This window comes from Corynebacterium phocae (assembly GCF_008693075.1).
Classification (GTDB): Bacteria; Actinomycetota; Actinomycetes; order Mycobacteriales; family Mycobacteriaceae; genus Corynebacterium; species Corynebacterium phocae.
Genome location: NZ_VXKJ01000037.1, coordinates 220,332 through 238,481, shown reverse-complemented (window position 1 = coordinate 238,481; position 18,150 = coordinate 220,332). Strand labels below are relative to the sequence as shown.

Genomic DNA, 18,150 nt, shown 5'->3' with positions numbered 1-18,150 from the left:
TTAGAACAGGACGTGGGACCAGCCCAACATCCGGCCAATAGGCTCCCAGCCCAGTACCGCGTCCACGGACAGGCCAATGAACAACACCGATAAGTAGTTGTTGGAGTAGATAAACAGACGCATGGGTTTGACCTTGCGGCCCTGGAGCACGCCCTGGTGCAAGCGAATGGCCATCCACAAAAAGACCGCCCCTGAGCCCACGGCCGCAACCAAGTAGATCCAGCTAGCAGCGGGGATAATCAAGAAAGTTACTAGTACTGTGCCGATGGTGTACCAAATGATCTGCTTGGTTACCTCGTGTTCTGGTGCCACCACGGGGAGCATGGGGACGCCGGCCTTCTTGTAGTCCTCGCGGTACTTCATGGCCAACGCCCAGGTGTGCGGTGGCGTCCAGAAGAAGATGATGAGGAAGAGCACTATGGCCTGCCACCACCGGTCAGGCTCGCCCGCCGGGGCGTTATCCCGAATGACGGCCCAACCGACCATGGCTGGCATGCAGCCCGCTAAACCGCCCCAGACGATGTTTTGGGCATTGCGCATTTTCAGGAACTTGGTGTAGACCACCGCGTAGAAAAAGTTAGTCAGGACTACAAAGAAGGCGGCTAACCAGGAATGCGCCAACACGCCCAACCAAAACACTGACAGTGCCAACATGAGCCAGGCGAACAAGGCCGCGTTACGGCGCGAAATAGTATCCCTTACCAGAGGGCGCGCCCTAGTACGCTGCATCTTCTTGTCCAACTCAAACTCCAGGACGTTATTGAAGGTGTGCGCTGCGGCAGCACCCATCCAACCACCAAAGATGGTGGACACAATCAGCCAGATATTGTCTGATACCGCCTCTACTCCGCGCTGCGCTTGAAGCATTGCAGGGATGGCTGCGATGAGGAGAAGTTCAATAATCCGCGGTTTCGTCAGCGCAAAATAGGCCTTTAAGGTCTCCAAGGAATATTTCCTCCAACTCGCACTTTGGCAGTTCTTCTAAGGGGAGGCTATTTACCTCACCCGTGGGGTGGTTGGGCTGGTGTCAGTGGCTGCTATCTAGCCGGGGGACACTTTTCACCCTTGTCTAGTTGTCGAATACGGGCGCAGGAAAGTTCCAACAAATTTCAACGGCTAGCGCATTAAACCCAGCTGGTATTTTAAATTGCCGCGCCCAGTAACCCTATCAACATACCGGCTTAGCGCCGTGCGGGCGTAATCCGAGGGGTGTTTTCTGCAGCGGAGTTGGCAATATATTCAGAATCATCCGCAATTCCTATCCTTGCCCTCCGCACCATCACCACTAGGGTAAAAACGCCCAGGCCGCTGCGTATTACCAGCAAAACCGACACCAACGGCCTACTCCAACAGGCCAAACCGTCTACACTGGGTGAGGCTAGTACGTACCAAAATTAAGGTGCGTAAGAGATTTAACAGATGTCCACAAGATTTTAAGTGAGGGTAAATATTCCAATGCCAAACTCCCAGCTATCTCCCGAGTTGCAGTCCATGACGGTACGCCGTTATCCCGAGGATTGGTCAGAACTAGACACCAAGGCCGTTGATACCGTGCGCGTTCTGGCAGCTGAGGCTGTTGAACACTGCGGCTCCGGGCACCCCGGTACGGCTATGTCCCTGGCTCCCCTTGCTTACACTCTTTTCCAGCGCGTCCTCAACCACGACCCCCAGGACACCGACTGGGCCGGCCGCGACCGCTTTGTACTTTCCGTGGGCCACTCCTCCCTCACGCTCTACATACAGCTGTTCCTGGGTGGGTTTGGGCTCGAAATGCAAGACCTCAAGGACCTACGCACCTGGGAATCCAAGACCCCAGGCCACCCCGAATACCACCACACCCGCGGCGTAGAAATCACCACCGGCCCGCTGGGCCAGGGTCTGGCGTCTTCCGTGGGCATGGCCATGGCAGCGCGCCGTGAGCGCGGCATGTTTGACGCGGAAGCCCCCGCCGGCCAGTCCCCGTTTGACCACTACGTCTACACCATCTGCTCTGACGGAGACATCCAGGAAGGCGTTACTTCTGAGGCCTGCTCGCTCGCGGGAACCCAAAAACTGGGGAACCTGATTGTCTTCTGGGATGACAACCGAATCTCCATTGAAGATGACACAGATATTGCCTTTAATGAGGACGTAGTAGCCCGCTACGAGGCCTACGGCTGGCACGTACAGACCGTGGAGTCAGGCGAGGACGTAGTGGCCATCGAGGAAGCCGCCGCGAAGGCCCGCGAGGTCACTGACCGCCCATCATTTATCCGAGTGAAGACCGTTATCGCCTACCCCGCGCCAACCAAGATGAATACCGGCGCTGCCCACGGCGCTGCCTTGGGTGCAGATGAGATTGCGGCTACCAAAGAGATCCTGGGCTTCGACCCGGAAAAGAAATTCCACATCGACCAGGAAGTCCTAGACCACACCCGGAAACTGGTGGATCGTGGCGCAAGCAAGCACGCCGAGTGGGAAAAGGAGCTAGACGCCTGGGCGGAAAAGAACCCAGATGCTAAGAAACTGTACGACCGCCTGGCTGAGCGCAAGCTGCCGGAGAACTTCGACGCAGACCTTCCCACATGGGAAGCTGGGGAGTCCCTGGCCACCCGAAAGGCATCGGAATCCGCCATTCAGGCGCTGGCGGCCACCATCCCCGAACTGTGGGGCGGCTCCGCTGACCTGGCAGGGTCCAATAACACCGTCATTAAAGACGCTGACTCCTTTGGCCCGGTAGAAATCACCACGGATACCTGGACCGCGCACCCCTACGGGCGCAACCTGCACTTTGGTATCCGTGAGCACGCCATGTCCGCCATCATGAACGGTATCGCCCTGCACGGCAACACCCGCGTCTACGGTGGCACCTTCCTCATTTTCTCCGAGTACATGTACCCGGCCGTTCGCCTGGGCGCACTGATGTCAGCGGATACCTACTACGTCTGGACCCATGACTCCATCGGCCTAGGCGAAGACGGCCCCACCCACCAGCCGGTAGAGACCCTGGCCGCGCTACGTGCCATCCCCAACCTGGCGGTAATCCGCCCGGCTGACGCCAATGAGACCGCGCAGGCGTGGGCTGCGGCGCTGGAAGCTGAGGCTGCCCCCAAGGGCCTGGTTTTGACTCGTCAAAACGTGCCGGTTCTGGAGGGCACTAAGGAAAAGGCCCACGACGGCGTTCGCCGCGGTGCCTACGTGCTAGTGGAGTCTTCCAAGGAAACTCCGGACGTTATCATCATGGCGTCCGGCTCTGAGGTGCAACTGGCGGTTGAAGCCGCCAAAGCCCTGGAGGCTGAGGGCACCGCTACGCGCGTGGTTTCCGCGCCCTGCCTGGAATGGTTCGATGAGCAAGACGCCGCCTACAAGCAGCAGGTGCTACCCGATGGCGTCCGCGCCCGCGTCTCCGTTGAGGCCGCCGTGGCCATGTCCTGGCACAAGTACACCGGAACCTTCGGTCGCAATGTCTCTTTGGAGCACTACGGTGCCTCCGCCCCGGCCGAAGAACTATTCGAGCGTTTCGGGTTCACCACCGACAACGTGGTCAAGGCAGCCAAGGACTCGTTGGAAGCCGTATCCTCACTCTAGTTTCACACCACATTGTGGCGGGGCTGGTCTAACGGCCTAGGCCCCGCCCAATCCAACAGATTGTTTACTCAAAAGGATGTATCACCTATGACAAAAAACAACATTGACAAGCTAGCCGAACTTGGCACCTCCGCGTGGTTAGATGACCTGTCCCGCGACCGCCTGGTATCCGGCAACCTCAAAGAAGTTATTGACACCAAGTCGGTAGTGGGCGTGACCACCAACCCCTCCATCTTTAGCTCCGCGATGTCCACCGGCACCGCGTACGACGCCGATATTGCCAAGCTCAAAGAAAAAGGCGTAGACGCTGCCGAGGCCGTGTACTCCCTAGCCATGGATGACGTGCGTGACGCCTGTGACGTCTTCACCGAAATCTTTGAGAAATCCGAGGGCAAAGACGGGCGCGTGTCCATCGAGGTTGACCCACGCATCTCCGACGACCGGGAGGCCACCCTGGCTCAGGCTCGGGAATTGTGGGAAAAGATTGACCGCCCCAACCTGATGATCAAGATTCCGGCAACCGACGGATCCCTGCCCGCTATTGCGGACGCGTTAGCTGAGGGCATCAGTGTCAATGTCACCCTCCTGTTCTCTGTTGACCGCTACAAAGAGGTCATCAAAGCATTCAAAGACGGCATCAACCGCGCACACGCGGCAGGCAAGGACGTCTCCACAATCCATTCCGTGGCATCGTTTTTCATCTCCCGAGTGGATACCGAGGTAGACAAGCGCCTCGAAGAGATTGGATCCGAGCTAGCCCTCGCGCTGCGCGGCAAGGCAGGCATTGCCAACGCTCAACTGGCCTACGCGTTGTTCAAGGAGGAGTTTGCAGGCGCAGATCTCCCCGAGGGCACGAATGTACAGCGCCCACTGTGGGCCTCGACCGGCGTGAAGAACCCGGAGTACCCCGCATGGATTTACGTCACCGAGCTGGCTGGTCCGGACACGGTCAACACCATCCCGGAAGACACCATTGACGCCGTGCTTGAAAACGCGGAGTTTAACGGTGACACCCTCACCAATTCCAAGCAAGAGGCCCAGGCCATCTTCGAGCAACTCAAAGAGGTAGGCATCAACTTCGATGAGGTATTTTCCGTCCTCGAGCGCGAGGGCGTAGAGAAGTTCGTGGATGCTTGGCAGGAGCTACTAGATTCCATGTCCAAGCGCCTGTAAATCCCGAGGGAACTGGGGGTTATACCCAGCACCATGGAAATTCTCACCGACAAACGCCAGCACGAATGCATGTGCTGGCGCTTTTCGCGTTAAACTGACTACTGCTTGATCTACCTTATTGAAAGGACGTCGCACACGGTGACCGCCTCACAAACTTGGACCAACCCCCTCCGGGATCCCGCCGACAAACGCCTACCACGCATTGCCGGACCTTCGGGAATGGTGATCTTTGGTGTCACCGGTGACCTGGCCTATAAAAAGCTCCTCCCGGCCATCTACGATTTGGCCAACCGGGGTCTGCTACCCGCCGGATTTACGCTAGTGGGGTACGGACGCCGCGATTGGAGCAAGGAAGAGTTCGCAGCCTACGTAGAAAAGGCTTGCGCGGCCGGCGCGCGGACTGATTTTGACGCCAACGTCTGGAAGCATCTGTCGCAAGGCTTTGAGTTTGTCAACGGCTCCTTTGACGATGACGGGTTTGACCAACTAGCCAAGACCCTGACAAAGCTCGACGAAAGCCGCGGTACTGGCGGCAACTGGGCTTACTACCTTTCAGTTCCACCCGAGTATTTCTCTGAAATATGTCACCAGATGCAACGCGTGGGATTAGCTGAGAGCAAAGAGGACTCCTGGCGCCGGGTCATCATTGAAAAGCCCTTTGGCCACGACCAAAAATCTGCTCAAGAGCTCAATGAGATTGTCAACGCGGTCTTTCCGGAATCCTCGGTCTTCCGCATCGACCACTATTTGGGTAAAGAAACCGTCCAAAATATTTTGGCCCTGCGTTTTGCTAACCAAATCTTCGAGCCGATGTGGAATGCCCACTACATTGACCACGTGCAGATCACTATGGCAGAAGATATTGGGCTGGGCGGGCGCGCTGGTTATTACGACGGTATTGGTGCCGCACGCGACGTTATCCAAAACCACCTGCTGCAGCTTCTAGCCTTGGTAGCGATGGAAGAACCATCTTCCTTCGAGCCCCAGGCGCTACAGGCGGAAAAAATCAAAGTCTTGCAGGCAACCAAACCTGTCCACCCATTGAACAAGACCACCGCGCGCGGCCAGTACACCGCCGGCTGGCAGGGCTCGGAATACGTGGTGGGGCTGCGCGAGGAGGAAGGGTTTGACCCTGATTCAGACACGGAAACCTACGCGGCTTGCACCCTGGAGGTAAACTCGCGGCGCTGGGGAGGCGTGCCCTTCTACCTGCGTACCGGCAAGCGGCTTGGCCGTCGCGTCACTGAAATCGCCCTGGTATTCAAGCACGCTCCCTACCAGCCTTTTGATACCGGACAAACGGAGGCCCTGGGCCAGAACGCAGTGGTCATCCGCGTGCAGCCAGATGAGGGTGTCACCATGCGCTTTGGTTCCAAGGTGCCGGGGACCACGATGGAAGTCCGGGACGTGAATATGGACTTCGCCTACGCGGAGGCTTTTACCGAGGAATCACCGGAGGCCTACGAGCGGCTCATCCTTGATGCCTTGCTCGATGAGTCCTCCTTGTTCCCCACCAATGAAGAAGTGGAGTTGTCCTGGTCAATCCTGGATCCCATTTTGGAATTCTGGGCGGAAACCGGGGCACCGCAAGAATACGTCTCCGGGACGTGGGGGCCCGCCTCTGCGGACAAGATGCTCTACCGCAACGGACACGAATGGCGCAGGCCATAGGTCAAGTGTGCGTACCAAAGATTGTGAATTCACCAACGAGCAGGCTTGCCAACCCGTGCACCTGGAAGGACACCTAAGCCCATGATTACCCCATTGCCGGACACTACCACCAGTGAAATCGCCACCAAACTCATGGAGGCGCAAGAACATTACACTTTGACCACCAGCCGCGTACTTACCCTCATTGTGGTCGCGGATGCCAACGACAACATCGATGAGATTTTGGACTCGGTCAGGGACGCCTCCCACGAACACCCCTCCCGGGTTCTGGTGGTGGTCTCAGGCGACCCGGACGCGGAGACTTCCCTAGACGGAGAGCTCCGCGTGGGCGGAGAAGCCGGTGCCTCGGAGATGGTCATCATGCATCTGAAAGGAGCGCTGGCCAGCCAAACCAAGGCGGTTGTCACTCCCCTGCTGCTCCCAGACACCCCCATCGTGGCCTGGTGGCCGGGCTCCTGCCCACCCGTGCCTTCCGAGCACCCCATTGGTAGCCTGGCCCAGCGCCGAATTACCAACATCGGTGTGGACAACTCCGCGGGGGACGTCACCGCGGAGACGTGCTACCGCCGTTTGCAGACCTTGTCCAACGGCTACGCGCCTGGTGACACAGATATGACCTGGGCCAGCCTGACCCTCTGGCGCGCTATCGTGGCTTCTGCTTTTGACCGCCAGCCCGAAAGCGCGGTGGAGGCAGTAGAAATCCAAGGCCCCGCCGGCGACCCCGCCGTAGACCTGGCAGCGGCTTGGCTAGTAGCGCGCCTTGCTGTTCCCGTGCGCCGGACGGTAAGTTCACCGGATGCCAAGGGCACATTTTCGGTCCGCAAGCTAGCCATCTTCTTGAGAAACTCCGATATCACGGTGGAAACCGTCAGCGACACCGCAGTGCGCGTTGACTTCCCCGGGGCACCTGAATCCCAGGTGGCGCTAAGCGTGCGCTCACAGGCAGAAATTCTCTCCGAGGGCCTGCGCTACATCCAACCCGATAGGGTATTCGCCCAAGCTCTACGTGCCCTAGACCGCGTCTCCTACGCTTAAAATCCACCACCTCCACCACTCTGACAGGAAAGGCCCACCCCTCATGGTTACCGTAACCCGCGTGCGCGACGTGGAACAGCTTTGCACACTAGCGGCCCTCGACATGATCGAGCTTATCGCCACACTTCAAGGGCCCGGCGGCGGCCTTCACGGTGACGGGATAGCCCGGGTGGTACTCACCGGGGGCGGCGCCGGCATTGGGACTCTTGAGCAGCTGGCCCACTTTGACCGCTGTGCTGCGGCCCAGGAGGACTCTTTTCCAGCACTAAGAATTGACTGGTCCCGCGTCCACGTCTTTTTCGGTGATGAGCGCAATGTTCCCACGGACCACCCGGAGTCCAACGAGGGCCAGGCCCGGGAGGCCTTGCTGGAACATGTCAATATTCCAGAGGGCCACATTCACGGCTTCGGTCTGGGACACGGTATCTCCATGGATGAGGCCGCAGAATCTTACGCCGCTGCCCTTGACCGCTGGGCGCCAAAGGGCTTTGACCTTCACTTGTTGGGTATGGGCGGGGAGGGCCACATCAACTCCTTATTCCCCCATACCAAGGCAGTGAAGGAGACTAAGGACAAGGTCTTGGCCGTCCGTGACTCCCCCAAGCCGCCGGCGGAGCGCGTGACCCTTACTCTCCCCGCAGTCAATTCCGCCAGCCAGGTGTGGTTCCTGGTAGCGGGCCAGGAAAAGGCGGAGGCGGCAGGCCACATCCTGGCCGGATCTGACTTCCTTCAGTGGCCGGCAGCTGGTGCCCGCGGCACCGCGGAAACCGTCCTATACCTTGCCGATGACGCCGCTGGTCCAGCCGGCGGCACCCCAGCGGCGAACAGTTAGGCACCCGCCGGACCACACTAAGGTGGTTCACACTAGGGCGGTCCGCGCGGGCGAGGCCACGGCAGAAAACAGAGAAAATCCGCGGTGCTCAAGAATTTTTCTTTAAGCAGCGCGGATTCTTGCTGGGTGCGGGTTTCTTAGACCCCGTATGCCTGAATCAGGTTGAGGCCCACAATGCACGCCAACCAGATGATAACCATAACCAGCGTGTAGCGGTCGAGGTTCTTCTCAACCACGGTGGATCCGGAAAGGTTTGACTGTACGCCACCGCCGAAGAGGCTGGACAGACCGCCGCCCTTACCCTTGTGCAAGAGCACGAAGATAGACATCAATAGTGACGCAATCACCAAGATGATCTGCAGTGCCAAAGTCATGAATACATCCTTGTTTTTGTAGAAAATATCTTCTGCGTCCAGCGCCGGAGTCCGGCGCGACGCAACTTCTCGAACAACTTTACACCACTGCGGGCCAGTTGCCAGAACTGACCCGCGTGGTCTAACTATACCTTCGCGGCGTTAGCGGCCAGCTTGGCAAAATCCTCACCGTCAAGCGAAGCTCCGCCCACTAGCCCACCGTCAACGTCAGGCTGGCCAACGATCTCGGCTACGGAATCAGTCTTCACAGACCCGCCGTAGAGGATGCGCATACCAGCGGCAACCTCGTCGTTGGCCAGTTCTTTGACCAGGGCGCGGATTGCTGCACACACCTCTTGGGCGTCGTCGGCGGAAGCCACCTTGCCGGTACCGATAGCCCAGACGGGCTCGTAGGCAATAACAGACTTTGAAAGGTCCTCTGCGCTCAGGCCAGCCAGGGAGTTGCGGGTCTGTTCAACCACGTACTCGACGTGCTTTCCGGACTCGCGCACGTCCAGGGGTTCTCCCACGCACACGATTGGGGAAATGCCGTTGGCGATTGCGGCGCGGGCCTTATCCGCTACCAACTGGTCCGTCTCACCGTGGTACTCACGGCGCTCGGAGTGGCCTACTACGGCCCAGGTGCATCCCAGTTTGGCCAGCATAGCGCCGGAAACTTCACCGGTGTAGGCACCGGATTCGTGCTGGGAGATATCCTGAGCGCCGTAAGTGACCTGCAGCTTATCTCCGTCTACTAGGGTCTGGACGGAGCGCAAGTCGGTAAAAGGAACCATGAACGCCACGTCAACGGACTCGTAGTATTCCTTGGGCAGGGCAAAGGCAAACTTCTGGACCTGGGAGATGGCCTCGAGGTGGTCAAGGTTCATCTTCCAGTTGCCGGCAATAAGTGGGGTACGGGACATATGCATGTCTCTCTTTCTTTTGTTTTAAGGGGGATTTAGGCTTCGAGAATGCTGACGCCGGGCAGTTCCTTGCCCTCGAGGAATTCGAGGGAGGCGCCGCCGCCGGTGGAAATGTGGGAGAAGCCGTCTTCATCTAGGCCCAGACGGCGGACCGAGGCAGCGGAGTCGCCGCCGCCCACAACGGTGAAGGAACCGTTGTTCTTGGTGGCATCGATGATGGCCTGCGCAACGCCCTTCGTGCCGTTGGAAAAAGCGTCCATTTCGAATACGCCCATGGGGCCGTTCCAAAATACCGTCTTGGACTTCGCGATTACCTCGCCGAACTTCTTGACGGACTCCGGTCCGATATCCAAGGACTCCCAGCCCTCGGGAATACCGTCTAGGCCCACGACCTTGTGTTCTGCGTCTGCAGCAAATTCCGATGCCGCTACTAGGTCGACGGGAAGGACAATCTTGTCACCGAAGCGCTCTAGAAGCTCCTTGCAGTTGTCGATCTGGTCTTCTTGCAGCAGGGAATTCTGCACATCGTAGCCCTGGGCGGCCAGCAGGGTGTAGCACATCCCGCCACCGATGATAACGTGGTCGGCTTTGCCGGCCAGCGCCTCAATGACGCCCAGCTTGTCGGAGACCTTGGCACCACCGAGAACCACTACGTAGGGGCTCTCTGGATTCTTGGCAACGGCTGCCAGCGTATTGACTTCCTTTTCCACCAGCTTGCCAGCGAAGGCGGGCAAGCGCTTAGCTACGTCATAGACGGAGGTCTGGGCGCGGTGGACAACACCGAAGCCGTCGGAAACAAAGGCACCGTTGTCGGCCGCTAGGGAGACGAGCTCGTCTGCGAACGCGCCGCGCTCAGCCTCATCCTTGGAGGTCTCGCGGGGATCGAAGCGAACATTTTCTACCAGGAGGACGTCACCGTCGTTGAGTCCGTTGGCGCGCTCATGAGCGTCCTCGCCTACCACGTCACCGGCCAGTGCTACGTACTGCCCAAGCGCCTCGGAGAGTGCCTCAGCTACGGGAGCTAGCGAGTATTTTTCATTAACTTCACCCTTGGGGCGGCCCAGGTGCGCGGTCAAGATAACCTTGGCGCCGCCGTCAACGAGTGCCTTGATGGTGGGAAGGGAGGAGGTGATACGTCCGGGATCGGTGATGTTGCCGTCTTTGTCCAGGGGAACGTTGAAGTCCGAACGGACCAGTACGTGGCGGGATTCCACGCCTTGGGCCAGCAGATCATCTAGGGTTTTGAAAGCCATATGAATGAGGGTTTCCTTTCTCAGTGCGCGGTAGCACGGTGCGGGTTAAGTCTGGTGATAAGTCTATGAGAAAAGCCGGCCCTGCTAGCCCGTCTGGGCAAAGCGAGGGCCGACTTTCAGGCATTCTTGGCTAGTGCGCTAAAAGGGCCTAGCGAGGAGTGCATTATAGGTTGGTTGCTACCTGGTTGGTAACGCGCAGCAGCTGGGAGGTGTAGCCCCACTCGTTGTCGTACCAGCCCAGAACCTTAACCAGGTTGCCGTTGGACACCTTGGTCATGCCGGCGTCGAAGATGCAGCCGTGGGAGTCGGTGATGATATCGGTGGAAACGATTGGATCCTCGGTGTAAGCAAGGGTCTCACCTAGCTCGCCCTGAGCGGCTTCCTTGATGGCGGCGTTGATTTCCTCAACGGTGACGTCGCGGGAGGCGGTGAAGGTCAGGTCGGTTGCGGAACCGGTGATGGTAGGTACGCGCATTGCGTAGCCGTCCAGCTTGCCCTCAAGCTCAGGAAGAACCAAGGAAACAGCCTTAGCTGCACCGGTGGAGGTAGGAACCATGTTCACGGCAGCGGCGCGGGCGCGGCGTAGGTCCTTGTGAGGAGCGTCCTGCAGGCGCTGGTCGCCGGTGTAGGCGTGAATGGTGGTCATCAGACCCTTTTCAACGCCGAACTTCTCATGCAAAACCTTGGTCATTGGTGCCAGGCAGTTGGTGGTGCAGGAAGCTGCGGAGATGACGGTGTGGTTTTCTGGGTCGTACTTGTCGGAGTTGACGTTGTACACGAAGGTGGCGTCCACGTTGGTTGCAGGTGCGGTGATGATAACCTTCTTGGCGCCAGCCTCTACGTGAGCCTTGGCCTTCTCACCGTCGGTGAAGAAGCCGGTGCCCTCGATGACGATGTCAACGTTGTGTGCGGACCAGTTCAGGTTCTTTGGATCGCGCTCAGCGGTAGCGACGATCTTCTTGCCACCAACGGTGATGGAGTCATCATCGTAGGTGACCTCCTCGCCGAGGCGGCCGAGTACGGAGTCGTACTTCAGCAGGGTGGCAAGGGTCTTGTTGTCGGTCAGGTCATTGATGGCTACAACCTCAAGGTCGTAGTCGCTCTGCAGAACGGCACGGAAGAAGTTGCGGCCAATGCGGCCAAAACCATTAATACCAACGCGGATAGTCACTTTAAATATTCTCCTGTAAATGTAGACGTAGGATGTCATGTCATCGGGAATGAAACGAGGCTTAAATTGCGCCCGTGGTCTTCTCTTCGAATCACCGGCCCGGTTACACAACCGAGGGGCTAACCACTGGTTGTATTCCGGCTTCGTTGTCCTCGACAACTTCCCAACACCGTCGAGTGTACCGGGGGTTTTGAAGCGATGCACGAAAATCGTGCAGAATTCCACAATTTCGGACATTTTGGAACGCAACCGGAAATCATCGCGCTACCAAAAGACCACCCCAAGACGGGTATTTTCGCAGTTTAACGCCATAAGTCCGTTTCTGCCCGGTCATTGACTCCGCCAACAGGAGGTGGAGCGAAATTGGTCACATTGCCGGAACTAACACCCGCTTTGTGTAGCGCCGGGGTTGAATTTTAGGGCTTTGCAGGCTTAGCGCACCGGCTGGAATCGTAGCCGGCGCAGCCCAGGAATAGCCGCCCGGCCACCCCAGTCCTACTCCGAGGGGTCGTGGTGGGTATCCGGGATACCCAACCGATCCGCCTTTTTATCGGCCATGGTGAGTAGACGGCGGATACGCCCGGCTACCGCGTCTTTAGTCATCGGTGGGTCGGCGTGGCGCCCTAGCTCTTCGAGGGAAGCCTCCCGGTACTTCACCCGCAGGTAACCGGCGTCTGCCAGGTGCTCGGGCACCTCATCGCCGAGGATTTCCATGGCTCGGGACACCCGGTTAGCGGCCTGCTCAGCCGCGCGGGCGGAACGGCGCTGATTGGCATCATCGAAATTCTCCAACCGAGTATTCGAGGAAACTAGCGCCTCGGTCCGCAGGCGCTTGTTATCCCATTCCAAGCGCGTAACGTGGGCACCCATACGGGTCAGCAGCGCACCTATCGCGTCGCCGTCGCGTACTACTACGCGATCAACTCCTCGGGACTCTTTGGTTTTTGCGGCAATTCCTATCCGTTTCGCGCACCACACCAGGGCCGAGGCCACTTCTGGTCCCGGGCAATATACCTCTAAGGAAGAAGACCGCCCCGGTTCAGTCAAAATACCCTGCGCCAGGAACGCTCCCCTCCACGCCGCCTCCGCGTCTGAAACAGAGCCCAGCACTACTTGGGAAGGCATGCCCACTACAGGGACTCCGGAACGCGTTACCAACCCCAGACGCCTGTTGAGTTCCTTGGCGTTTGGAATTGTTACATGGATGTGCGGGCGTTTAGTAGCGGTGCCTGCGGCCATTACTTCGGCGTTTATCTTCGCACCAAGGAGTTCGTCTAAAAATCCCCGCAACCGTTCAACGACCGCCTGGCTGTCAAAATCCGCCTCGAAACAGATCCCGTCCTCGTCCCGGCTAATCTCACCGGAGAAGCGCAGTAGAGCGGCAGCCTCTGCAATCTTTCCCGACTGCCGGGGAAAATTGACAGCCGCCAGTTCCTGCTTGACCTTGTCAGTCAGCGATACGGCCATCCGCGCGCTCCTTTTTCTTGGAAAGACTAGCTACATTGTTTAAAGGCTACCCTCCCACTTAGACCTCACGCGTGGCGGCCGTGCGGGTGCCCGGGTGGGAATCTAGGATACTGAGGGTCAGTCTTGTCTATCATAAAGACTTGTCAGGACTTGTCCCAATTTAGCCGGGTCGTGAACGCCAAGGGTGGTGCCATCTTCCTTACGTTTGGACACGTCCGCGAATTTAACTTCCGCCCCCAGGACCTCGGCTGCTCTGCACAGATGACTTCTCTCCCCCGCGCTGAACCTCAGGTAATTGTCCACCACAATGTAGTCAACCTCTAACCCCGGGGCGTGCTGGTAGAGCATGTGAATATGCCGTTCGGAGGAAAAGCCTTGGGTCTCCCCTGGCTCCGCAGACAGGTTTAACACCACGACCCGCAACGCGTTGGCTTTTGAGATAGCCGCGACAACGTCCGGGATTACTAAGTGAGGAATTACGGAGGTAAACCAGGATCCGGGGCCAAGCGTGATGAGGTCTGCCTGCGCCAGCGCTTCAAGAGCTAGGGAATTTGCAGGAGGCAGGGCCGGCGCGATCTTCACCCGGTTGACGTTCCCGGGGGTCGTGGCCACTGCAACTTGTCCACGGACCGTGCGCATGACCATCGGATCTTCGTCCAGCCCCGAAACCTCTGCTTCAATTTCTAGGGGTTCGTTGACCACAGGGATAACCCGGCCCTGGGCTTGGGATAACTCCCCTACCTTGTCTAACGCGGCCTGCATGCTTCCTGTCGCTTCAGCCAGTCCGGCGATGAGTAGGTTGCCCACCGCGTGGCCCGCCAAGCCGCCAGTTCCACCGAACCTGTGCTGCAAGACGCTGGCGCTCAAGCCGGTTTCGTCGCTGGACTGCGACAGCGCCGCCAAGGCCATGCGAAGATCACCGGGAGGGATTATATCCATCTCCCGGCGCAAGCGCCCCGAGGATCCACCGTCATCGGCAACCGTGACTATTGCGGATATTTGTTTAGCGTTCATCTCCTGGGCGGCTAGCAACGTCTGATAGAGGCCGTGACCACCACCAAGGCAAGCCATATGCCGGGGGGCGAGATGAGTATTAACCATGGTAAAAGCTTCCTTCCGGACTGCTAGTTTCTGGTGATGTCCCGGTGCAGGGCGCTAACGTCCAAGGAGTCGTCCTTGCGAAGGCGCCGTGCAATCTCCTCGGTCACGGCCACGGATCGGTGGTGCCCGCCAGTACAGCCGATCCCCACCGTGACGAAGTTCTTCCCCTCGTGCCGGTAGCCATCGAGCATGGAGTAAAAGAGGTCGAGGAAGTTATCAATGAACTTTCCGGCGGCCGGCTGGGAGAGCACGTAGTCGCTTACGGGTTGGTCCGTGCCCCGGTATTCGCGCAGCTCCGGGATCCAGTAGGGGTTGGGCAGGAACCTAACGTCCATCACTAGGTCAGCGTCACGGGGAGAACCGTGCTTGAAACCAAAGGATTCGACAGTCACGTGCTGGCGGTCACCGTCAAGCGAGCCCAGCGAAGCCTCGATGGCCCGGCGCAGGTCGTGGACGGAAAGGTTGGTGCTGTCAATAATTACGTCCGCGCGGGCGCGAACGTCAGCCAAGGCTTCGCGTTCGCGTTGGATTCCCAGTTTCAGAGTGTCTTTTTCCTGCAACGGGTGTGTGCGGCGGACGGAATCAAAGCGGCGGATAAGAACGTCATCACGAGCATCCATGAACAGCACAATAGGGCGCGGGCCATTGCTATCAAGCTTGTCTATCGTGCCCTTGAGCGAGCCCGGGAACATCCGGGAGCGTACATCGATTACCACCGCAGCCTTATTGACCGGGGAATCATCCCGCGAGCATAGCTGAAGAAGCTCGATGACCATGCTGGAGGGAATGTTATGGGCAACAAAATACCCTTTGTCTTCCAACACCTTCGCGGCGGTGCTCAGGCCGCCACCGGACATGCCGGTGAGGAGGATGGGGGGCGCTACAAACTGTGACATAGTCCTAGAGTGTAGTCAGTTTTACTGCCCCGGCGGGCAAAGTTAGCTAACCCTTTACTACTTTTTTAATAACGCCTGATAGACCGTCTCCGCCAGCTTGGGACCAAACCCCTTGACCTGCGCTATTTCCTCCACACTGGCTTCCCGCAGTTTCTTCACTGACCCGAAGTGCTTGACCAAGTCGGTGCGCCGCTGTGGACCTAAGCCGGGCACGCTGTCCAAAACTGAGGACCGCATTCGCTTAGAGCGCTGCTGCCGGTGGTAGCTAATGGCAAAGCGGTGCGCCTCATCGCGAATCTGCTGCAAGAGAAACAGCGCCTGGGAGTTCCTGGGCAAAATCACCGGTTCATCATCCCCGGGTACCCAGATTTCCTCCAGCCGCTTGGCTAGCCCGACCAGGGTAACGTCAACTATTCCCAACTCATCGAACACTGCTTGGGCGGCCTTGACCTGGGGTGCGCCACCGTCAACAATGAACAGCTGGGGCGGATAGGCGAATTTACGCGCCGCCTCAGAACTGGACTCCTCTACCTTTTCATCCGCGAAAGTCGCCGCCTCCGCCTCTTCATCGGGAAGGGCCAGCTTATCCTGGCTATGGCGTTTGAACCGGCGGCGGGTGATCTCCGCAATGGAGCCCACGTCATCTGACCTGCCGTCCCCAGCGGCTTCTTTGACGCGGTAGCGCCGGTAGTCCGCTTTACGGGGCAACCCGTCTTCAAAAACCACCAGAGAGGCCACCACGTCAGTGCCTTGGATGTGGGAGATATCCGTACACTCAATGCGCAGCGGGGCGTCTTCCATGCCCAGCGCTTCCTGGATATCTTGCAGCGCGGCCGAACGCGCGGTGAGATCCCCCACCCGCTTGAGCTTGTGCTGGCGCAGTTGGTCCTTGGCGTTGCGGGCCACCGTGTCCAGCAGCGCCCGCTTGTCGCCGCGTTGCGGGACCCGCAGATCCACCTGGGAGCCGCGCAGGGCACTCAAAATCTGGGCTACATCATGGGCTTCCGCGGGCATTGCTTGGACCAGGATTTCCCGGGGCACCGGCTGGACCTGCTTGGCCTGGATGTGGGATTCTTGGTCCACTCCGCGCCTGGTGACGGACTCGGCCAACACTTTGGCGTCCTCGGCGGCTTCTTGCGCCTGGCGCTGGGCGGCATCGGAGTAAAACTGCACCAGGAAGTCTTGCAGCAAACCCGGCAGTGCGGGGTCTTCGTCACCGATCTTTTCCACGACCCACCCGCGCTGGCCACGGATCCGGCCGTCGCGGACGTGGAAAATCTGCACGGCCGCCTCCAACTCATCGGTGTGAAAGGCAATGAGATCTGCGTCCGTGCCGTCGCCAAAAACCACGGCTTGCTGTTCCATGATTTTCTGAACCGCGCCCAGGTCATCGCGCAGCCGTGCGGCCTTTTCAAAATCCAGGTCTTCGGCCGCCTGCTCCATCTTGGTGGTCAGGTCCCGGATGACCTCGTTGGTGCGCCCGTTCATAAAAGACACCAGGCCATTGACTATCTCCCGGTGCTCCGTCACGCTTACCCGGCCCACGCACGGGGCGTCACACTTGCCGATGTAGCCTAGCAGGCACGGCCGCCCCAAAGACTGGTGCCGGTTGTAGACGCCCTTGGAGCACGTGCGCATGGGAAAGACCCGTAACAGCAGATCCAGGGTTTCACGCACCGCCCAGGCGTGCGAATAAGGGCCAAAGTAGCGCACCCCTTTCCGGCGGGGTCCGCGGTAGAAAAAGGCCCGGGGAACCTGCTCCCCTACCGAAACCGCCAGCATGGGATAGCTCTTATCATCGCGGTATTTAACGTTGAAATAAGGGTCAAAACGCTTGATCCAGGTGTATTCCAGCTGGAGCGCCTCAACCTCACTGGCCACCACCGTCCACTCCACTTGGGAGGCGGTGAGCACCATCTGCCTGGTGCGCGGGTGCAGCTGGGTGAGATCCTGGAAATAGCTGGACAGGCGGGAGCGTAGGTTCTTCGCCTTACCCACGTAGATGACGCGGTTAGAATCATCGCGGAACTTGTACACCCCCGGGTCCGTAGGAATACTTCCGGGCGCCGGGCGGTAGGTTGACGGGTCGGCCACCGTTTTAACTCACCTTAATCTTGCGGCATGTAGGCGGCTTCGAGCTCACGGAATGTGCGCACTTTGTCAATTACCTGTGGCTTATCCCCCGCCTGTAGCGCCCATACTGGCACGAATTCAAACTCGGGTAGCTCTATCCGCGCCATCCGCGAGCCCTCCGGGAAAGACAAGCCGTAGATAACCTGCCACGGGTAGAAACGAGTTCCCACGATGTTGCGGATCTCCACGCCGTCGGAGTTAGCCCGCAGGCGCGGACGCGTTAGCGCCAGCCATGCCAGTACGGAGATCAGCAGGCCCACGCCGGGGAAGGCGAACTTGTCAATGGTGGTCACGGTGGCACCGGTGAACTTAATGTCCAACGTCACGCCCATGAAGATGTGGATGGCCATGACCACTACCACCACCGCGATGGCGATTTTGCGCAGGTAGGGCGATTTAGCCTCGTATTCCCACGGCTTGGTGGACGTCATGGCAAAGGGGTCAGCGTTGGTATAGGCCAACACCTCGGATTCGCTTAGCGTGCGTTGGGTTTGTTGAGTACGCGGTGCCTGATCCTCGTGCCGGGGTGTGTCAGTCATTCGCTTCCATCCTTTTCACGGGCGGCTTGGGGGTCT

The 18,150-nt window shown here is 58.8% G+C and carries 14 protein-coding genes and 1 pseudogene; 5 read left to right on the top strand and 10 right to left on the bottom strand.

The features are described from left to right. Nucleotides 1-948 (bottom strand): annotated as a pseudogene (locus F4V58_RS05395) (heme o synthase); the annotation flags it as partial. Nucleotides 949-1,455: 507 nt separating this feature from the next. Here F4V58_RS05395 and tkt point away from each other — a divergent pair. The 5 genes from tkt to pgl all read left to right on the top strand — a co-directional run bounded on the left by tkt (nucleotide 1,456) and on the right by pgl (nucleotide 8,278). Then, on the top strand, nucleotides 1,456-3,567 hold the full coding sequence (gene tkt / locus F4V58_RS05390) for a transketolase (protein WP_075734020.1): 2,112 nt from the start codon (nucleotides 1,456-1,458) through the stop codon (nucleotides 3,565-3,567). A gap of 87 nt (nucleotides 3,568-3,654) precedes the next feature. Further along, complete coding sequence (tal, locus tag F4V58_RS05385) at nucleotides 3,655-4,740, top strand: transaldolase (RefSeq protein WP_075734018.1); 1,086 nt, start codon at nucleotides 3,655-3,657, stop codon at nucleotides 4,738-4,740. A gap of 138 nt (nucleotides 4,741-4,878) precedes the next feature. Continuing rightward, nucleotides 4,879-6,411, top strand: a complete 1,533-nt coding sequence (gene zwf, locus F4V58_RS05380; protein ID WP_075734016.1) for a glucose-6-phosphate dehydrogenase — start codon at nucleotides 4,879-4,881, stop codon at nucleotides 6,409-6,411. An 81-nt stretch (nucleotides 6,412-6,492) separates the two neighbouring features. Further along, nucleotides 6,493-7,446, top strand: coding sequence for a glucose-6-phosphate dehydrogenase assembly protein OpcA (locus F4V58_RS05375; RefSeq protein WP_075734014.1), 954 nt, complete (start codon nucleotides 6,493-6,495; stop codon nucleotides 7,444-7,446). Nucleotides 7,447-7,489: 43 nt separating this feature from the next. Further along, on the top strand, nucleotides 7,490-8,278 hold the full coding sequence (gene pgl / locus F4V58_RS05370; protein ID WP_075734012.1) for a 6-phosphogluconolactonase: 789 nt from the start codon (nucleotides 7,490-7,492) through the stop codon (nucleotides 8,276-8,278). Between the two features lie 137 nt (nucleotides 8,279-8,415). Here pgl and secG read toward each other — a convergent pair whose 3' ends face one another. The 9 genes from secG to F4V58_RS05325 all read right to left on the bottom strand — a co-directional run bounded on the left by secG (nucleotide 8,416) and on the right by F4V58_RS05325 (nucleotide 18,114). After that, nucleotides 8,416-8,652: a preprotein translocase subunit SecG gene (gene secG / locus F4V58_RS05365; protein WP_075734010.1), complete on the bottom strand. Its 237-nt coding sequence runs from the start codon at nucleotides 8,650-8,652 to the stop codon at nucleotides 8,416-8,418. Between the two features lie 125 nt (nucleotides 8,653-8,777). After that, nucleotides 8,778-9,554 carry a triose-phosphate isomerase gene (gene tpiA, locus F4V58_RS05360; RefSeq protein ID WP_075734009.1) on the bottom strand — a complete coding sequence of 259 codons (777 nt, stop codon included), beginning with the start codon at nucleotides 9,552-9,554 and terminating at the stop codon, nucleotides 8,778-8,780. Between the two features lie 35 nt (nucleotides 9,555-9,589). Beyond that, complete coding sequence (locus F4V58_RS05355) at nucleotides 9,590-10,807, bottom strand: phosphoglycerate kinase (RefSeq protein WP_075734007.1); 1,218 nt, start codon at nucleotides 10,805-10,807, stop codon at nucleotides 9,590-9,592. A gap of 163 nt (nucleotides 10,808-10,970) precedes the next feature. Beyond that, a complete protein-coding gene (gene gap, locus F4V58_RS05350; RefSeq protein WP_075734005.1) occupies nucleotides 10,971-11,978 on the bottom strand; it encodes a type I glyceraldehyde-3-phosphate dehydrogenase in 1,008 nt (335 codons plus the stop codon). Nucleotides 11,979-12,473: 495 nt separating this feature from the next. Further along, on the bottom strand, nucleotides 12,474-13,445 hold the full coding sequence (whiA, locus tag F4V58_RS05345) for a DNA-binding protein WhiA (protein WP_075734003.1): 972 nt from the start codon (nucleotides 13,443-13,445) through the stop codon (nucleotides 12,474-12,476). A 117-nt stretch (nucleotides 13,446-13,562) separates the two neighbouring features. After that, nucleotides 13,563-14,546 (bottom strand): gluconeogenesis factor YvcK family protein, encoded by a 984-nt coding sequence (locus tag F4V58_RS05340; protein WP_075734002.1) that lies wholly within the window; start codon nucleotides 14,544-14,546, stop codon nucleotides 13,563-13,565. A gap of 23 nt (nucleotides 14,547-14,569) precedes the next feature. Further along, nucleotides 14,570-15,442 carry an RNase adapter RapZ gene (gene rapZ, locus F4V58_RS05335; RefSeq protein WP_075734000.1) on the bottom strand — a complete coding sequence of 291 codons (873 nt, stop codon included), beginning with the start codon at nucleotides 15,440-15,442 and terminating at the stop codon, nucleotides 14,570-14,572. 57 nt (nucleotides 15,443-15,499) lie between these two features. Next, on the bottom strand, nucleotides 15,500-17,536 hold the full coding sequence (uvrC, locus tag F4V58_RS05330) for an excinuclease ABC subunit UvrC (RefSeq protein ID WP_075733998.1): 2,037 nt from the start codon (nucleotides 17,534-17,536) through the stop codon (nucleotides 15,500-15,502). 14 nt (nucleotides 17,537-17,550) lie between these two features. After that, complete coding sequence (locus F4V58_RS05325) at nucleotides 17,551-18,114, bottom strand: PH domain-containing protein (RefSeq protein ID WP_075733996.1); 564 nt, start codon at nucleotides 18,112-18,114, stop codon at nucleotides 17,551-17,553. Nucleotides 18,115-18,150: the final 36 nt, after the last annotated feature.

Excerpts from the sequence above, each read along its gene's own strand:
- tkt (WP_075734020.1), top strand. The coding sequence starts at position 1,456 with ATGCCAAACTCCCAGCTATCTCCCGAGTTGCAGTCCATGACGGTACGC.
- tal (WP_075734018.1), top strand. The coding sequence starts at position 3,655 with ATGACAAAAAACAACATTGACAAGCTAGCCGAACTTGGCACCTCCGCG.
- F4V58_RS05375 (WP_075734014.1), top strand. The coding sequence starts at position 6,493 with ATGATTACCCCATTGCCGGACACTACCACCAGTGAAATCGCCACCAAA.
- pgl (WP_075734012.1), top strand. The coding sequence starts at position 7,490 with ATGGTTACCGTAACCCGCGTGCGCGACGTGGAACAGCTTTGCACACTA.
- secG (WP_075734010.1), bottom strand. The coding sequence starts at position 8,652 with ATGACTTTGGCACTGCAGATCATCTTGGTGATTGCGTCACTATTGATG.
- tpiA (WP_075734009.1), bottom strand. The coding sequence starts at position 9,554 with ATGTCCCGTACCCCACTTATTGCCGGCAACTGGAAGATGAACCTTGAC.
- F4V58_RS05355 (WP_075734007.1), bottom strand. The coding sequence starts at position 10,807 with ATGGCTTTCAAAACCCTAGATGATCTGCTGGCCCAAGGCGTGGAATCC.
- whiA (WP_075734003.1), bottom strand. The coding sequence starts at position 13,445 with ATGGCCGTATCGCTGACTGACAAGGTCAAGCAGGAACTGGCGGCTGTC.
- F4V58_RS05340 (WP_075734002.1), bottom strand. The coding sequence starts at position 14,546 with ATGGTTAATACTCATCTCGCCCCCCGGCATATGGCTTGCCTTGGTGGT.
- rapZ (WP_075734000.1), bottom strand. The coding sequence starts at position 15,442 with ATGTCACAGTTTGTAGCGCCCCCCATCCTCCTCACCGGCATGTCCGGT.
- F4V58_RS05325 (WP_075733996.1), bottom strand. The coding sequence starts at position 18,114 with ATGACTGACACACCCCGGCACGAGGATCAGGCACCGCGTACTCAACAA.